Source organism: Parvibium lacunae (genome assembly GCF_003335215.1).
In the GTDB taxonomy this organism is placed as follows: domain Bacteria; phylum Pseudomonadota; class Gammaproteobacteria; order Burkholderiales; family Burkholderiaceae_D; genus Parvibium; species Parvibium lacunae.
In genome coordinates this window covers 84701-101047 of sequence record NZ_QPGB01000006.1, presented here as the reverse complement: position 1 = coordinate 101047, position 16347 = coordinate 84701, and the positions used below count along the sequence as shown (strand labels likewise).

The window sequence follows — 16347 nt, the reverse complement described above, 5'->3', positions numbered from 1 at the left end:
GACAGTATAAAAACCACTTTCTGATGATGTTTAACCGATTTTTAAAGCCTACTATTTTTATTCTCAGCCTGCTGCCTGCGCTGTGGCTGGGCTACGCCATTTGGCAAACCCAGCAGGGTTTAGATGTGCTGGGCGCTAACCCCGTCGAAGCCTTGCAGCGCAAGACCGGCGAGTGGGCCTTAATTTTTCTGTGCTTGGTGTTAAGCGTGACGCCGCTACGAAAAATAACAGGCTGGCATATCCTCGCCCGCGTGCGGCGTATGCTGGGGCTATATGTGTTTTTTTATGTCCTATTGCACTTCGCGATTTATGCGCTGGATTCCGGCTTTGTGTGGGCTGATATTGTCGCTGATGTGATTAAACGGCCTTTTATTACCGTCGGCATGTTGGGCTTTATTTTGCTCTGGCCTCTGGCACTCACGTCGTTTAATGCGGCGATTCGCTGGCTTGGCGGTAAACGTTGGCAGCAATTACACAAGCTGGTGTATGCGATTGCGATATTGGGCGTGCTGCATTTTGTCTGGCACAAAGCAGGCAAGAATGATTTTATAGAGCCGATTAAATACGGCGTGATTGTGGCGGGTTTGTTGGGCTGGCGGGTGTGGCAGCGGTTAAAGTCAAAAGAGTTGTTTTAAAATAGTCTGATAAAGAGTTTAAAACCGATAATCACCCCCTCATTCAACTTTATCTGTATTGTGGAGGCAAAACAGACCTCCTATCAGACGTTGAAATCAGGAACAATCCAAATCAATATTATTGAGGCAAGAAATGCGATTTTTTCTAGTAGAACCTGAAGTTGCAGGTGGACTTGGAGAGAAAACGGTTATGGATAGTAGTATTCATCCACCAAAGATTCAATCGCTAGAATATGTATTTGATGGATGGTCTGGCGATGTACTTTTAACAAGCTTTCCCGCCTACATTGTCACATCTAAAGCCAGAGAAATCTTAGAGAGATTCCATGCTTCTGGCATATCCTTTGCTGGAGTGGATATCTTAAAGTCAGAAACATTTAATGAGTTCTTTCCAGAGAAAGAACTGCCAGAGTTTTTCTGGATGAAAGTGGAAGGCACAGCAGGACAGGATGATTTTGGTCTCGCGCCAAATTTGCGCTTAGTGATTTCAGGTCGCGCGCTAGATGAACTCGTTAAATTGCGATTAAGTGAAGCAGTCGTTAGTGCATATGAATAGGGGAAGGAAGTGGTATCAATGAAAGTGCTAAGTTCTAAGCTTTCTTAAAATCACGGCGTTTTCCTCGACACTACTCCCTATCGCCCGATGAGTTTCATATTCAAACTGAAACCACCTTCGTAAGGCCCTTGGTGTATAAGTTATTTATATCTCTTGCTCTGCCCGCAACAAATCCTCTACCGTCTCCCGTCGCCGAATGAGGGTGACTTGCTCACCATCCACTAACACTTCAGCGGCGCGGCCACGAGTGTTGTAGTTGGAGGCCATGGTCATGCCGTACGCGCCGGCGGAGAGGATGGCGATGAGATCGCCTTCGGCTAAGTCAAACTCACGGTTGCGGCCCAGCCAGTCGCCACTTTCGCACACCGGTCCAACAATGTCGTAGCTTTGCGGGTTGCCTGCGCTACCACTACTGCCACCATTGCGCGGTTGTACGGCCACCATGTCGTGAAAGGCTTCGTACATGGCGGGGCGCATGAGGTCATTCATGGCGGCATCGACGACGGCAAAGTTTTTGGCGCTGTTATGCTTGAGGTATTCGACTTTAGTCAGCAGAATCCCCGCATTGCCGACTAACGAGCGGCCTGGCTCAAACGCCAACTCTAGATCGCCAAAGCCACGCACCTCCAACCGCTGCAAAATCGCACTAATTAATTCACTCGCTGCCGGTGGCGTTTCGTCTTGATAACGAATGCCAAGGCCGCCGCCTAAATCAAGGTGATGCAGCACAATGTTCTCGGCGCGTAGCGCAGCAACGAGATCAAGCACTTTATCCAGCGCATCTAAATACGGGCTGATCTCGGTGAGTTGCGAGCCAATGTGGCAATCAATCCCAATCACTTGAATATTGGGCAGTGCGGCGGCTTTGCGATAGAGGGGCAGGGCATCTTCAAACGCGACGCCGAATTTATTTTCTTTAAGCCCGGTGGAAATGTAGGGATGGGTTTTGGCATCCACATCAGGGTTCACGCGCACGGAAATCGGCGCGATTTTGCCCATGCTAGCGGCCACGGCATTCAGCCGGTCTAGCTCGGATACGGATTCGAGGTTAAAGCATTTAATGCCGTGCTGAAGCGCTAAGCGCATTTCATCGGCGGTTTTGCCGACGCCAGAAAACACCACCTTATCGGTTTTGCAGCCGGCCGCGATGACGCGCTGTAATTCGCCGCCGGAAACAATATCAAACCCCGCGCCCAGCTCGCCAAACAGGCGCAAGAGGCTGAGATTGGAGTTGGTTTTCATGGCGTAGTGAATCGTCGCACGTTTCCCTGCAAGTGCACTCGCATAAGCTTGGTAAGCGGCGACCAGCGCGGCTTTGGAATAGACGTAGGTGGGCGTGCCAAATTGAGCTGCAAGTTGGGTCAGGGGGACCGCTTCTGCATGGCGTATGGTTCCGGCTGGGGTGGTCAGTAGAGGAAAGTATTGATCAGGCGTCATTGATTCAGGCTAAATAGGGAACAGTGGTTAGCGAGAGGGCGTGGCGGGCAGGCTTGTTGCCGCTGGCGGCAAACTCGGGGTAGCAGGGGTTGCTTCTGATTTTAACGGGATATTGGGAATGGCGGCGCCCAGGGTTAAATCGAAGTCTTCACCACTGGCTGGCGCGGGAACCACCGGTTTGGCAAGAGGGGGATTATTCGATTGCCCAGGTTTGGGCGGTAAATAAAGCCCCCCGCGTTGGCCGCAGGCGCTTTGTAGCACAAGGCATAGCACTAAGCTGAGGAGGCGTAGTAAGGCTGCTCGACTCGCCGCCATGCGCCGCGCAGGGCCTAGATTGGCGTTGCATGAGGTCAGCCAGGAAAAGCACGCTACAATCAACATACCCCAGAGATTTGTCTTATTTACAGAAGGAAAGTAAGTCTAGCATGAGCACCAAGAACTTTACTGAGTCCCCTGCAGATCGCGCTAAGGCTAACGGGCCGATATCAGAGTCTGAGTTTTTGGCGCTGGCAGAGCGAACCTTGCGCGACATTGAAGATAAAGCGGATCATGCCGCGGCGGATATCGACCCCCAGCGCAGCGGCAATGTCTTGACGCTAGAGGACGAGCAGGGCGATAAATGGGTTATCAATATCCAAGCACCGATGCAAGAGATCTGGCTGGCGACGAAAGAGGGCGCTTACCATTACCGCTATGACCCCCATACCAGTAATTGGCTGGACACACGCGGAGGTGAGTCACTCTTTGGTCGTTTATCCAAGTGGTTTGAGGGCTAGTTTCAGCCCTTTGCCCGACAGCCGCTGCACTGTATGTGATGCTAGTTTCTGGCGTCACTACTGTTTAGGTTAACGCCAGGCGCAACGACAGGCGCATTTTTTTGCATTAAATCATTATCCGTTAGGCTGCTGCTGTCTTCTTTGTCGACCTCAGTGAGGCCCAGTGAACGCACACTGTTGACGCCAGTAAACTCAGCATAGAAATATTCTCCATCTATAGCGACCAACCCTTCAGGCGGCTTGCGCTCGACCATCGGGACCTGCTGCAAGGCACGGCTCATGTAGTTAATCCATACTGGTAAAGCCAGCCCGCCGCCAGTTTCACGATCGCCCAGTTTCTTAGGTTGATCGTAACCAATCCAGGCAACACCAACATAAGGACCCCCATAGCCAGCAAACCAGGCGTCGTGCGAGTCATTCGTTGTACCCGTTTTGCCAGCGAGGTCGGTCCGTTTCAAACTATTGGCGCGGGCTGCGGTGCCATAACGCACGACATCCTGCATCATACTGTGCATGAGAAAGGCGTTACGTGAATCAATCGCCCGATTAGCTTCATCGCCTGCCAATACGGGCTTGGCTTGGGCCAACACTTTGCCGTTATGGTCAGTGATTTTTGCAATGAAATAGGGGTTGATCCGGTAGCCACCATTGGCGAAGATCGAGTAAGCCCCGACCATTTGCCATAGCGTGACGGAGCCGGCCCCGAGCGCGGTGGTTAAGTAGGGCGGGTGCTTGTCGCTGTCGAAGCCAAAATTACCGATATAGTCTTGGGCATATTGAGCGCCCACCGCTTGCATGACACGGATAGACACCATATTTTTTGATTTAGCCAAGGCATTGCGCAGGCGCATCGGCCCTTCAAACTTGCCATCGTAGTTTTTAGGCTCCCAGGCTTGGCTGCCGGTTTGCGCGGCGCTGAATGACAGCGGGGCATCATTGACAATGGTGGCGGGGTTAAAGCCTTTTTCTAGCGCAGCAGAATAGATAAAGGGTTTGAAGCTGGAGCCGGGTTGCCGCCAAGCTTGGGTTGTATGGTTGAATTTGTTGCGGTTGAAATCAAACCCCCCAACCAAGGCCCGGATCGCGCCATCGTCGTAGTTGGCGGCGATAAAGCCGGCTTCAACGTCGGGCATTTGCACAATTTCCCACTGCCCTTTGTCATTTTGCATAATGCGGACGACGGCCCCGCGCCGGATTTGTTTGTTTGGCGCCGCCTTATTGCTCAAACTGGGCGCGGCAAATTTCAGCCCTTCCCCGCTGATTTCGATTTCTTCGGCAGCATGGCGCGCAACAAAAACTTGTTTAGGCGTGGCATTCAGAACAACGGCAGCATAGAGATTGTCACTATCTGCAAACTCAACCAGCGCATCTTCAACCGCATCTGTAAACCCTTTTTGGCCAAGGTCTAGGTAACCTTCTGGCCCACCATAACCGCGTCGCTTGATGTAATCCATGAGGGTCCGTCGTACGCCCTGATAGGCGGCTTCCTGATGATCTCGTAGGAGGGTGGTGTAAACGCGCAGCCCCTTGGTATAGGTATCTTCTTTGTATTGCTCGTAAACGAGCTGGCGGGCCATCTCGGCGACATATTCAGCCCGCACATCAAACTCATTGCCCAAAGAGCGCACTTGTAGTTTTTGGCTCAATGCGCGCTGGTAATCGCTCTCGGTGATGTATCCCAGTTCCAGCATACGCTGCAAAATGTAGCGTTGGCGGATTGTTGCGCGCGTCGGATTGACGACGGGGTTGTATTTAGATGGAGCCTTGGGCAAGCCGGCCAACATAGCTGCCTCGGCCAAGGTAATGCTTTTTAGGGGTTTGCCAAAATAGATTTGACTGGCAGAAGCAAAGCCATAAGCACGCTGACCCAAGTAAATTTGATTTAGGTAAAGTTCTAAAATCTTGTCTTTAGGCAGGGTCGCCTCGATTTTGAAGGCGAGCATGATTTCGTAAATTTTGCGGGTTAGGGTGCGTTCGCTAGAAAGGAAAAAGTTCCGCGCAACTTGCATCGTAATAGTACTGGCCCCCTGCTTGGCCCCGCCCATCAAATTGCTAAGTGCTGCGCGGGCAACGCCAATTAGATCAACCCCGCTGTGTTGATAAAACCGATCATCTTCAATCGCCAACACGGCTTCTTTCATAATTTCTGGGACTTCTTGAATGCTCACCAAATTCCGGCGTTCCTCTCCAAACTCACCAATCAAGGCACCGTCTGCGGTGTAAACGCGCAGCGGGATTTTAGGGTGGTAGTCAGTCAGCACCTCTAGCGAAGGTAGTTTGGGATAGATAAATAAAATGCATAGCAAGAGAATCAGCCCTGCAATCAGCGCAACCGCTGTTAGGCTAAACAGCGACCATAGCCCCACCTTGCTCCACCGGTTTTGGGTGATTTTTCGAATAAATTTTAGGCGATCAGTCATGATTGGGCGGTCAGTGCAGGGCTGAAGGTTGAATGATGAAACTAAAGTGCGACCAATTATAGCGCTCCCCGTCAAGGCGAAATGTAAGGAGTGGTTAAGGCAAGCGCGGAAGTCAAATCGACATAAGCGCTTGACCCGCCCGATGCAAAGCGGATAGACGCCTTTCTGAGTAGGCCGCGGCGACTCTGCTGGCCTGACTAGGCCTTTTTGTCCCGAAATGCCGGTTTTGTTGTGGTGCAGATGTTGCAATAGCCCCGAATTACGGCCTTTTTCTATGGATTGCTGTTGAAAATGCTTTGCTACTCTAATTTCTTGTTGCTAGCATCTAATGTAAATTATTAGAAAATCGCCTAAGTGTCTCTTGTAAAAGAATTTTTTCAGGGTTGGGGTTAAATTGGCTATCGATTTCTCACAGTTGCTGAAGAAGCGCTCTCCGCCCTTGATCGGGGTGGATATCAGCACTTCCAGCGTTAAGTTAGTCGAGCTCAGTCAGGCTAAGGGGAAGTTGCGCTTGGAACGCTACGCGATTGAGCCCCTGGCACGTGGGGTTGTTGTAGACGGCAACCTGGAAAACATTGAAGCGGTTGGTGAGGCTGTCAAGCGAGCGGCAAAAAAAGCCGGTTCACGCGTCAAGAATGTGGCGATGGCTCTACCAACCTCTGCCGTGATTACCAAAAAAATCATGCTGGCAGAAGGCTTGCGTGAAGAGGAGCTAGAAGTCCAGGTTGAGAGCGAAGCGAATCAGTACATCCCGTTTGCCTTGGATGAGGTGAACTTAGATTTCCAGGTTATTGGCCCCAGCCAAACTTCGCCGGGTGATGTTGAGGTCTTGATTGCCGCTTCGCGTAAAGAGAAGGTTGAAGATCGGGTTGCTGTCGTCGAAATGGCGGGACTTGCTGCTTATGTCATGGATATCGAAGCGTATGCAGCACGTTCGGCGCTTGAGCGTTATACCCAGTTGTTGCCTAACAAAGGTGAGGGGCAGATTATTGCGGTTTTTCAGATTGGGGCGAATACCACAGCGGTTTCAGTTCTGTTGAATGGTCAGGTGGTTTATGAGCGTGAGCAAGCTTTTGGCGGGGCGCAGCTGACTTCGGATATTGCACGAACCTATGGCATCACGCATGAAGAAGCCGAAACGAAGAAGCGCACCGGCGATCTCCCCGATAACTACACCACGGATTTACTGCTGCCATTCGTTGAGAATTTGTCGCTTGAAATTACCCGTGCGCTGCAATTCTTCTTTACCTCTACCCCCTATTCTCGCGTTGACTTATTGGTTTTAGCGGGGGGCTGTGCCTTGATTCCTGATTTAGATAAAACGGTGCAGGAGCGGACCCAGGTAAATACGAAAGTTGTCGATCCTTTTGCGGGTATGGAGATTGCCACCTCGGTTCGTGAGCGGCAGTTGCGACATGATGCGCCTGCGCTATTAGTCGCATGTGGCCTGGCGATGCGGAGGTTTGACGAATGACAATTCGCGTTAACTTACTACCGCACCGTGAGCGCAAACGCAAAGAGCGGCGCGAGCAGTTCTTTGTTCTCATGGGCCTGTTATTTGCCTTGGGCGCTGTGTTGGTGTTTGCTCAGGTATTTTGGAAGAATGGGCAAATTCAAAATCAGCTCGGCGTTAATGCCATGATTAAAGCTGAAAATGAAAAGCTCGATGCCCAAATTGTGGAAATTTCTAAATTACGTGAAGAAATTGAAGCCTTACGGGCCCGCCAAAACGCAGTGGAAAGCTTGCAAGTCGACCGTAATCAGCCTGTTCGTGTCTTTGATGAGCTGGTTCGGCAGATTCCCGAAGGGGCTTACCTCAAGGCGATTAAGCAAGATGGTAAACGCTTTACGGTGGTTGGTTTGGCACAATCACAAGAACGGGTTTCTGAAATTTTGCGCAATATTATGAATCAGGCGACTTGGCTGGAAAATCCTGATCTTATCGAGATTAAATCTGTGCCATTGGGTGGGGCAAAAGATGGCCGTAAGATTTTTGAATTTGCCATGACGATCGGTATTAAAGACAAGCCGGTTACCCCTGCCACGCCAGCTGAACCCGCAGCAACCACGCCACCACCGGCAGGGGCTGTCACGGTACAGCCGGCTAAAACATGAGGTTTGAGATGGCACTAAAAGATATCAATCTCAATATCGATTTTAATCAAATTGCGGAAGAGTTCCGTGGTTTGAATCCGAATGATCCGGGCGCTTGGCCATTAATCCCACGCATCACCCTGCTAATTGGGGTTGTCGCGGCGACGCTGGGATTGGGCCACTATTTGTTTATCCTCGATAAAAACAGTGAGTTGGAAAACTTGGTTGGGCAAGAGCAAACTCTACGTCAAGAGTTTCAGGACAAATACAGCAAAGCGGTTAACCTGGATGCGTTGAAAAAGCAAAAAGAAGAGGTTAACCAAGATGTGGTGACGCTGGAGCGCCAGTTGCCGAGCAAGGCCGAGATGGATGCGTTGCTTTCCGATATAAATCAGGCTGGTATCGGTCGTGGGTTGCAGTTCGAACTATTCAAGCCAGGGCAAGTCGCTGTCAAGGAATACTATGCTGAGTTGCCGATCGATATCCGTGTGACAGGCACCTACCATGATGTGGCTTCTTTCGCGAGTGATTTGTCGAACATGCCCCGAATCGTGACACTCAATAGTATTAATTTGATTGCTGGTAAGGAAAAAGAGGGGGCGACGTTAACCTTGGACGCGGTAGCAAAAACCTTCCGTTATTTAGATCCTGATGAAGTGGCGGCGAAGCGTAATCAGCCCAAGCCACCGATGAAGTAGCGGAGAAGCCATGATGAACAGATTCACTTGGACTGGTTTACTGGCACTCAGCTTATTAGGCTGTAGTGATGATCCGCACACAGATACCCGAACCTGGATGGAGCAAACCAAGGCAAACGTCAAGCCAGCGATTGAGGTTATTCCGAAGTCTAAAAAATTTGATCCCTTTACCTACCAGTTGCAGGATCAAATTGATCCTTTTAATGCGGTCAAGTTATCACGTGTACTTGATGCGAAGGCGGGTAAGCGCAATGCACCCAACCAAGATCGCCGCCGTGAGCCCTTAGAAGCCTTTCCGTTGGACCAGCTACGAATGGTTGGCACAATCCGCAATGGCAAACTAACCTACGCCTTGGTTGAAGCCGATAAAAGCTTGTATCAGCTCAAAGTGGGCAATTATTTGGGCCAGAACTACGGGATGGTCGTGGCGATCACAGAAACAGAAATGAAAATTAAGGAAACCATTCAAGACCAAGCAGGTGAATGGATTGAGCGCGAAAATTCGCTTGTTTTACAAGAAGCCACTCAAGAGGCGAAAAAATGATGCAAAAGAGAGCTAAACAGGGTTGGAGTACGCGGGGTTCTAAGCCTTTTCAGGGGTTAATAACATTACTGTTGATGATGCCCCTGATGCTGCTGGGTGTTCGCACGGCAGCGCAAAGCCAGGATAACGCCATTGAGTCGATACAGGCGACTCAGAGCGGCTCTCGAGTCGTTTTGAAAATTGATCTCAAGGCCCCTCTTAAAGAGTTGCCGGCCTCTTTCTCAGTGAACAGCCCGGCCCGGATTGCTTTTGATTTTCCCGCAACCGACAACGCCTCTGGCAAGACGCAGCACGAGATTAACACTGGTGAGTTGCGTACAGTCAACGTAGTGGGGACGAATGAGCGGACCCGTGTTGTCTTAAATTTGAAGCAGAGCGTCGCTTACACGAGCAAAGTAGAAGGTAAGTCGTTGCTGGTCACGCTTGAGTCGGCTGCCGCACAAACTGCGGCAAAAGCTGAAGCGGCCAATGACAAATTCCGCTTTGGTCAAGACGCGGCGAGCGCAAAAAATCTTATTAAAGATATCGATTTTCGTCGCGGTCGTGAAGGTGAAGGGCGGGTCGTGGTGGATTTATCTAACCCGCAAGCAGCGATTGATATCCGTCAGCAAGGGCAAACAGTGGTGATTGATTTTCTTAAATCCTCATTGCCTGAAAAATTGCGCCGTCGCCTTGATGTGGCCGATTTCGGGACGCCGGTGACCAGCATCAATACGTTGACTCAAGGCGACACCGTGAAAATGGTGATTGAGCCCAAAGGCTTGTGGGAACATAACGCTTACCAGAGTGATACGCAGTTTGTTGTTGAAGTCAAACCTATCAAAGAAGACCCCAATAAACTGGTGCAAGGAACGCGTGCTGGCTACAAAGGTGAGAAGCTCTCGCTGAATTTTCAAAATGTTGATATTCGTGCACTATTGCAGGTCATCGCCGACTTTACCAACCTAAACATCATCACAAGCGACTCTGTGCAAGGCAATATCACCTTGCGTCTGAAGGATGTCCCTTGGGATCAAGCCCTCGATATCATTATGCAAGCCAAAGGCTTGGATATGCGCAAGAATAATAACGTGCTGTGGGTTGCCCCCAAAGACGAGTTATTAACCAAAGAAAAACTTGATTTAGAGTCTAAGTCTCAAATTACAGATTTAGAGCCTGTACGCAGTGAGGTGTTCCAGCTCAACTTCACGAAAGCGATCGATCTGCAGAAGATTTTATCTGATACCAATAACCGGATTGTTTCCAAGCGCGGTAGCGTTATTGCGGATCAGCGGACCAATCAACTGTTTGTTTTAGATACCAATTCTCGCCTAGACGATATCCGTAAATTTATCCAGAAGGTAGATGTGGCAACTCGTCAGGTCTTGATTGAGGCGCGGGTTGTGCAGGCGTCAGATAAATTCACTCGAAATATCGGCGCACGCTTGGGTTGGAATGATAAGCGAGCTACTGCCTATACTGAAGTGCCCTACACCAAAGCAGATGGCACTATCGGTACGTTATATGCTCCATCGCAAGGAGCTGGAAATCGCTTTATTGGCGGCACTTACAGCACGATTTCTGGGAACTTAAATGGCGTGGGTAACTTGTCTTCTCAAAATGGCGCTGGTGATCTAACACCAGCTGCACTGGGCTTGGGTCAAGCGGCGGGCTCTCTGACCGACACAAATTTTGTTAATTTGCCGGCAACCGGGATCAGCGGTGCTTCACCAGGTTCATTTGCGATAAGCTTATTTACCTCTAAGTTAACGCAGTTTCTGAATTTGGAATTATCTGCCCTCGAAGCAGACAGTAAAGCCAAAGTGATTTCAAGTCCACGCGTCGTCACAGCCGATCAAGTGAAAGCCACCATCAAGCAGGGTGAAGAAATTCCTTTCGAGCGCGCCACCGCCAGCGGGGCAACCTCAATCGAGTTTAAAGAGTTTGTGCTCAAGTTAGATGTCACGCCGCAGATTACGCCCGATGGCAATGTATTTCTTGAGGTTGAAGTGACCAAAGATAGCCGGGGTGCGTTAGTGCAAACCCGAACCGGGAGTAACATTCCTGCTAAAGATACCCGCTCGGTTCAAACCAAAGTGTTGGTGGAGAATGGGGGTACGGTTATTTTGGGTGGAATTTTTGAACAAACCGAGAGTCAATTTGAAAACCGCATCCCCTTCTTTGGAGACATCCCGGTTCTTGGTTGGCTCTTTAGAAACCAATCAAGAATTCAAGACAAGACCGAATTATTAATTTTTATTACCCCCAAGATTGTGGCTGAACGCGTTCAGTCAGCAAGCCGCTAAGTATCGAGGTAACAAATGCACATGACAATGAAAAGACTCTATTCGTTGGCGATAATTGCTATCGCTACTTTTATACAGGGTTGCGGGGGCGGAGCTGGGGCAAGTGGTGGGAGTAGTTCATCTGGATCTACAGGCACTGTTGCGAGTGTTGGCACAATCAGTATTAGCAGCACAACAGGCAACCTTAAAGCAAATACTTTGTCAGGAGCGACCTTAACCGTTCAGGCGAAAACTGCGGGAGGGGTTCCAGTAGCTGGCGCGACTATGACCATTTCCCTTTCGTGCAATGTTAGTGGTGGTTTGTGTGCAGATTTAACTGCATCTAGCAGCAAAACTGATACCGATGGTAAAGTAACTGCTACCATCTTACCTGGCACAAATATTTCAGGCCGTACTATTACAATAACGGCATCATCTGGCTCTGTCTCTGCGAATACCGCAATTGTGGTCAGCGGCGCGGAGCTGAAAGCCACAAGGCAAAACGCTGGTCTGGCGCAGGCAGGGGTGTCTGAAAACATCACTTTCACACTTACAGATCCCAATGGTAATGCGATTGCATCGCAAGACTTAGAAATCTTCAAAGACGGTGTGGTGCAGACTGGAACTTACACCACAAGTTCAACGGGTGCTTACACTTACAGTTTTACTCCAGCAGCTGGTGCCACTAATGTGGTGATTGACGCAAGAGTGAAAAGTTCACCAACAGTAAGATTAGCTGCTGCGCTGACTATTGATGTTAGTACAACTGCTAATGCAGCTGTAACTCTTACTGGATCGCAGTCTCCACTCCCAGATTCAACACCGGCAGAGTTGGTGGGCACAGCAGCAAATTTAACCGTAGACGCTAAGTGCGGCGCTACAACGAGTACCAATCCAGCAATTACCTTCACAACGACCTCTACATTGGGAGTCGTGGCGACCACTGGTTCAAGGACAGCTACTATCGTATCATCGCAATCTGGCTTTGCAACCGTTCGTACGAGCGTGGTTTATCCAGTAGGAAGTTGTGCGATAGGAAGCCCAAGCGCTCAAACAACCGTAGTCGTTGATAAGGTTATTTACTTTCAGAATCCCGTCAGCAGTGCTAGTCAATTAGCACTTCAGGCTACACCAACGCTGGTCGGAACGAATCAAACTGTTAATCTAACGGCCACAAATAAAAGTACCTTGATTGCCAGTGTGACTACCTTAACGAATAGTCCGGTACGCGGCGTAACGGTTGAGTTTAGTTTTGTTGTGGATGGTTCTGGCGGACTGTTGTCCTCCCAAACTGCGATTACAGATGCAGCAGGTAACGCTACGATAGATTTCATCGCAGGCAGTGTGGCGACATCAAGTAATGGCGTTCGCATTGCTGCCAGGACAGTCGCCACCCCTGCGGCGCCTGCTACTCCAGCATTGGGGCCATCTACCGCATCATTAACGGTCGGTGGAAGTTCCCTATTTGTTACGATCGGTACGGGCAATACCATCATTGAGCTAGACAGTGTTACATACAGCAAGCCTTTCACTGTCGTTGTCCGAGATGTCGCTGGCCAGCCAGTGCAAAATAGCGCGATCACTATTCAGCTAGTACCAGTTAGTTTCATTGAGGGGACTCTCTTTTACAATGGCACCGTCTGGACATACCAGACATCGATAACTTGCCCTAATGAAGACCTTGATAATGATGGTGTGAGAGATCCTGGTGAAACTGGCTCAGGTATTTTGAGGCCTGGTATTGTTCCCGCTGTACAGTACGTATCAGGTAACACAACAAATGCGCTGGGGCAGGTAAACTTTAATTTGATTTACCCGCAGAGCTACGCACCTTGGGCAAATTATTCTATTCGTGCCGCAGCTATCGTAGCAGCAAGCGGGGCGAATGGACTATCAAGCTATACATATTTGCTTCTTGGGTCTGCTGATGATTTTTCTAGTGCAACAACGCCTCCCGCATCAGTTCGAAGCCCTTACGGCACTGACCTCTCATGCAATACGAATGATGGTTAACGCATACAATGAATGTAGCACTAATCGGCCCAATGGGTGCTGGCAAGTCGACAGTTGGTCGCTTGCTGGCACGTGAGTTGGGCCTTTCTTTTGTAGATAGCGACCATGAGATCGAGGCCCGTACAGGCGTGAAAATTCCAGTCATCTTTGATCTGGAAGGCGAGGCGGGTTTTCGGCGTCGTGAAGCGCAGATTGTCGATGAGTTAACACAGCGCGATAACATGGTGTTGGCAACTGGGGGCGGCGCGATTTTGCAGGCTGAGAATCGTGACCATCTTCGTTCCAGAACGACAGTGATTTATCTACGTGCAAGCTTAAATGAGTTATGGCATCGGGTACAGCACGATCGCAACCGCCCTCTTCTGCAGTCGGAAAATCCTCGGCAAAAGTTGGCGCAACTGCTGGAGCAGCGGATGCCCCTGTATGAGCAAACAGCTCATTTTACGGTGGAGTCGAATGGGCATAGCGCCCACCACGTCATCAATAAAATCATGCAATTGCTGCAGCCTGCTAAATCTATTGGCGACCTCAATCAATAGCTAGAAAGAACCGATTTACAATCACAACTCTTTCTTAGTGGGATCGGCATGAATTCTTCTTTGCAAACGGTGATGGTCAACCTTGGCGAACGCAGCTACACAATCCATATTGGCAGCGGTCTTTTGCAAAATCATAACGCCCTGCAGCAGGCCCTCTTACCCAGTTGCGCCGGCAAAAAAGTGGCTATCGTTACCAATACCACGGTCGCCCCACTTTATCTCTCTCCACTTGTTAGCTATTTAGAGGCTGTAGGTAAGACTGTCGTACCAATTATTTTGCCTGATGGCGAGTCCTACAAAGATTGGGGACACCTGCAGCGGATCTTTGACGGATTATTAGAGAATCATTGCAGTCGGCAGGTAACGCTCATCGCCTTGGGTGGTGGAGTTATTGGCGATATGACGGGTTTTGCTGCAGCCTGCTACATGCGCGGCGTTCCTTTTGTGCAAATACCCACAACCCTCCTCTCACAAGTCGATTCATCGGTGGGGGGGAAAACGGGTATTAATCACCCGCTGGGTAAAAACATGATCGGGGCGTTTTACCAACCTCAAGTTGTATTGATTGATACTGCGACCTTAAAGACGCTGCCCGCACGTGAGCTGAGCGCCGGCCTCGCAGAAATCATCAAGCATGGTCTAATTGCTGATCCTGAATATTTTAATTGGGTTACTAACACAATGCCGCAGCTGCGTGCCTTGGATTCAGATGCGTTAGCAACGGTCATTCGACGCTCGGTTGAAATCAAAGCGGCTGTGGTTGCGGCCGATGAGCGGGAATCGGGCCTGCGTGCAATCCTAAACTTTGGCCATACTTTTGGACATGCTATAGAAGCCGGCATGGGCTATGGAACCTGGCTGCATGGCGAAGCTGTGGGTGCAGGTATGGTATTGGCGGCGGTGTTATCTCATCGCCTAAATTATCTGAGCGAAGAAAATCTAAACCAGATTATCAACACCATTGCGGCAGCAGGGCTGCCGACCCAAGCCCCTAGCTTAGGTGTGCAAGCCTATTTGGATCACATGGCGGTTGACAAAAAGGCGGGTGATCATGGCATTCAATTTATTTTATTAGATGGCATAGGCCGTGCCAAAATACAGGCCGTTGATGGACAGCCGCTGCTTGATACCCTGGCTACCACTAACAAGCAGTAAATCTGCGCACCCAGTAAGGAAGTGAACAGTCGTGCTCCTTAAACCCTACGCCGCTGACCCCGCCTACACCAAAGGGCGTCGGTATGTAGAGCCCCCTGCTGGGGCGAGAAACGAGTTTCATCGTGATCGTGATCGCATTATCCATTCTGCCGCCTTTCGCCGTCTAGAGTACAAAACTCAAGTATTTATTAATCATGAGGGCGACCTCTTTCGCACACGTCTCACTCACACACTAGAAGTCGCACAAATCGCACGCACAGTAGCCCGACACCTGGGCCTTCATGAAGACCTGACAGAAGCAATCTGCTTGGCTCATGATCTTGGTCATACCCCATTTGGGCATGCTGGCCAAGACGCGCTACATCAGGCGATGCAAGCCCATGGTGGGTTTGAACACAATTTACAGTCATTGCGAGTGGTGGATGAGCTCGAAGAGCGCTACGCAGAGTTTGATGGCCTAAACCTCTGCTATGAAACCCGCGAAGGTATTCTGAAACATTGTTCGCGTGAGCATGCCTTACAACTGGGCGCGCTCGGTGAGCGCTTTATCCAACGCCAGCAGCCAAGCTTAGAAGCTCAACTCGCGAATCTCGCTGATGAAATCGCTTATAACACACACGATATTGATGATGGACTACGCGCCGGCTTGATTGAGTTCGAGCAATTGATGACACAGCCCCTGTTTGCGCGCCACGCCAAGACAGTGCAACAAAGTTACCCTGGTTTGAACGCACGGCGGTTGGTTTATGAGACAACGCGGCGGATGATTAACACCTGGGTCATGGATTTAGTGACTCATAGTAGTGAGCTGATTACAGCAGCAGGCATCGCCACCAGAGAAGCGGTAGCGACAGTGCCACCGTTGATTAGCTTTAGTCCAACCATCCAACAAGAAACACGCGCGCTAAAGCATTTTCTCTTTCAGAACCTCTACCGACACTATCAGGTAATGCGCGTGATGCAACATGCTCAACGCATCATCCAACATCTGTTTGAAGCATTTATAGCAGAGCCGCGCTTATTGCCGACGCAATACCAAGCACGCCTAGAAAAACACGGCTTAGCGCGAACCATTGCCGACTATATTGCGGGGATGACCGACCGCTACGCAACACGAGAGTATCAGCGAATTTTTGCTCCCTTCGGCAGTTCCACACGGCAGGACATTATTCCCGACGGCTTTGTCCTATAATTAGTCCTATAATTAGGGTCAGAG

15 protein-coding genes are annotated in these 16347 nt (G+C 50.0%); 12 read left to right on the top strand and 3 right to left on the bottom strand.

What is annotated here, in order from left to right; all coding sequences use genetic code 11:
• Positions 1–23: 23 nt before the first annotated feature.
• Both DU000_RS11595 and DU000_RS11590 read left to right on the top strand, forming a co-directional pair.
• Complete coding sequence (locus DU000_RS11595) at positions 24–635, top strand: protein-methionine-sulfoxide reductase heme-binding subunit MsrQ (RefSeq protein ID WP_114403572.1); 612 nt, start codon at positions 24–26, stop codon at positions 633–635.
• Positions 636–768: 133 nt separating this feature from the next.
• Positions 769–1191, top strand: coding sequence for a hypothetical protein (locus tag DU000_RS11590; RefSeq protein WP_114403571.1), 423 nt, complete (start codon positions 769–771; stop codon positions 1189–1191).
• 144 nt (positions 1192–1335) lie between these two features.
• On the opposite strand, the gene lysA is transcribed toward DU000_RS11590, so the two are convergent.
• Both lysA and DU000_RS11580 read right to left on the bottom strand, forming a co-directional pair.
• Positions 1336–2628: a diaminopimelate decarboxylase gene (gene lysA, locus DU000_RS11585; protein WP_114403570.1), complete on the bottom strand. Its 1293-nt coding sequence runs from the start codon at positions 2626–2628 to the stop codon at positions 1336–1338.
• A gap of 27 nt (positions 2629–2655) precedes the next feature.
• The gene (locus tag DU000_RS11580; protein WP_114403569.1) at positions 2656–2943 is read right to left on the bottom strand and encodes a hypothetical protein; all 288 of its coding nucleotides are present in this window, start codon (positions 2941–2943) and stop codon (positions 2656–2658) included.
• A gap of 110 nt (positions 2944–3053) precedes the next feature.
• Here DU000_RS11580 and cyaY point away from each other — a divergent pair, with 110 nt between their 5' ends.
• On the top strand, positions 3054–3404 hold the full coding sequence (cyaY, locus tag DU000_RS11575; protein WP_114403568.1) for an iron donor protein CyaY: 351 nt from the start codon (positions 3054–3056) through the stop codon (positions 3402–3404).
• A 41-nt stretch (positions 3405–3445) separates the two neighbouring features.
• On the opposite strand, the gene DU000_RS11570 is transcribed toward cyaY, so the two are convergent.
• Positions 3446–5824, bottom strand: a complete 2379-nt coding sequence (locus DU000_RS11570) for a penicillin-binding protein 1A (protein ID WP_114403567.1) — start codon at positions 5822–5824, stop codon at positions 3446–3448.
• Positions 5825–6218: 394 nt separating this feature from the next.
• Between DU000_RS11570 and DU000_RS11565 the strand changes: the two genes are divergently transcribed.
• The 9 genes from DU000_RS11565 (at position 6219) to DU000_RS11525 (ending at position 16323) form a co-directional block, all read left to right on the top strand.
• The gene (locus DU000_RS11565; protein WP_114403566.1) at positions 6219–7298 is read left to right on the top strand and encodes a pilus assembly protein PilM; all 1080 of its coding nucleotides are present in this window, start codon (positions 6219–6221) and stop codon (positions 7296–7298) included.
• Entirely contained in the window at positions 7295–7939 is a 645-nt protein-coding gene (locus DU000_RS11560; RefSeq protein ID WP_114403565.1) for a PilN domain-containing protein, read from the top strand. The genes DU000_RS11565 and DU000_RS11560 overlap by 4 nt, the downstream gene beginning before the upstream one ends.
• An 8-nt stretch (positions 7940–7947) precedes the next feature.
• The gene (locus DU000_RS11555; protein WP_114403659.1) at positions 7948–8616 is read left to right on the top strand and encodes a type IV pilus inner membrane component PilO; all 669 of its coding nucleotides are present in this window, start codon (positions 7948–7950) and stop codon (positions 8614–8616) included.
• A gap of 10 nt (positions 8617–8626) precedes the next feature.
• On the top strand, positions 8627–9160 hold the full coding sequence (locus DU000_RS11550; RefSeq protein WP_114403564.1) for a pilus assembly protein PilP: 534 nt from the start codon (positions 8627–8629) through the stop codon (positions 9158–9160).
• Positions 9161–9234: 74 nt separating this feature from the next.
• On the top strand, positions 9235–11445 hold the full coding sequence (locus DU000_RS11545; protein ID WP_114403658.1) for a type IV pilus secretin PilQ: 2211 nt from the start codon (positions 9235–9237) through the stop codon (positions 11443–11445).
• A 21-nt stretch (positions 11446–11466) separates the two neighbouring features.
• Positions 11467–13437: an Ig-like domain-containing protein gene (locus tag DU000_RS12695; RefSeq protein WP_147267019.1), complete on the top strand. Its 1971-nt coding sequence runs from the start codon at positions 11467–11469 to the stop codon at positions 13435–13437.
• Positions 13438–13445: 8 nt separating this feature from the next.
• Positions 13446–13976 carry a shikimate kinase AroK gene (gene aroK / locus DU000_RS13025; protein ID WP_114403562.1) on the top strand — a complete coding sequence of 177 codons (531 nt, stop codon included), beginning with the start codon at positions 13446–13448 and terminating at the stop codon, positions 13974–13976.
• A gap of 60 nt (positions 13977–14036) precedes the next feature.
• Positions 14037–15131, top strand: coding sequence for a 3-dehydroquinate synthase (gene aroB, locus DU000_RS12870; RefSeq protein WP_114403657.1), 1095 nt, complete (start codon positions 14037–14039; stop codon positions 15129–15131).
• 31 nt (positions 15132–15162) lie between these two features.
• Complete coding sequence (locus tag DU000_RS11525) at positions 15163–16323, top strand: deoxyguanosinetriphosphate triphosphohydrolase (RefSeq protein ID WP_114403561.1); 1161 nt, start codon at positions 15163–15165, stop codon at positions 16321–16323.
• Positions 16324–16347 lie beyond the last annotated feature (24 nt).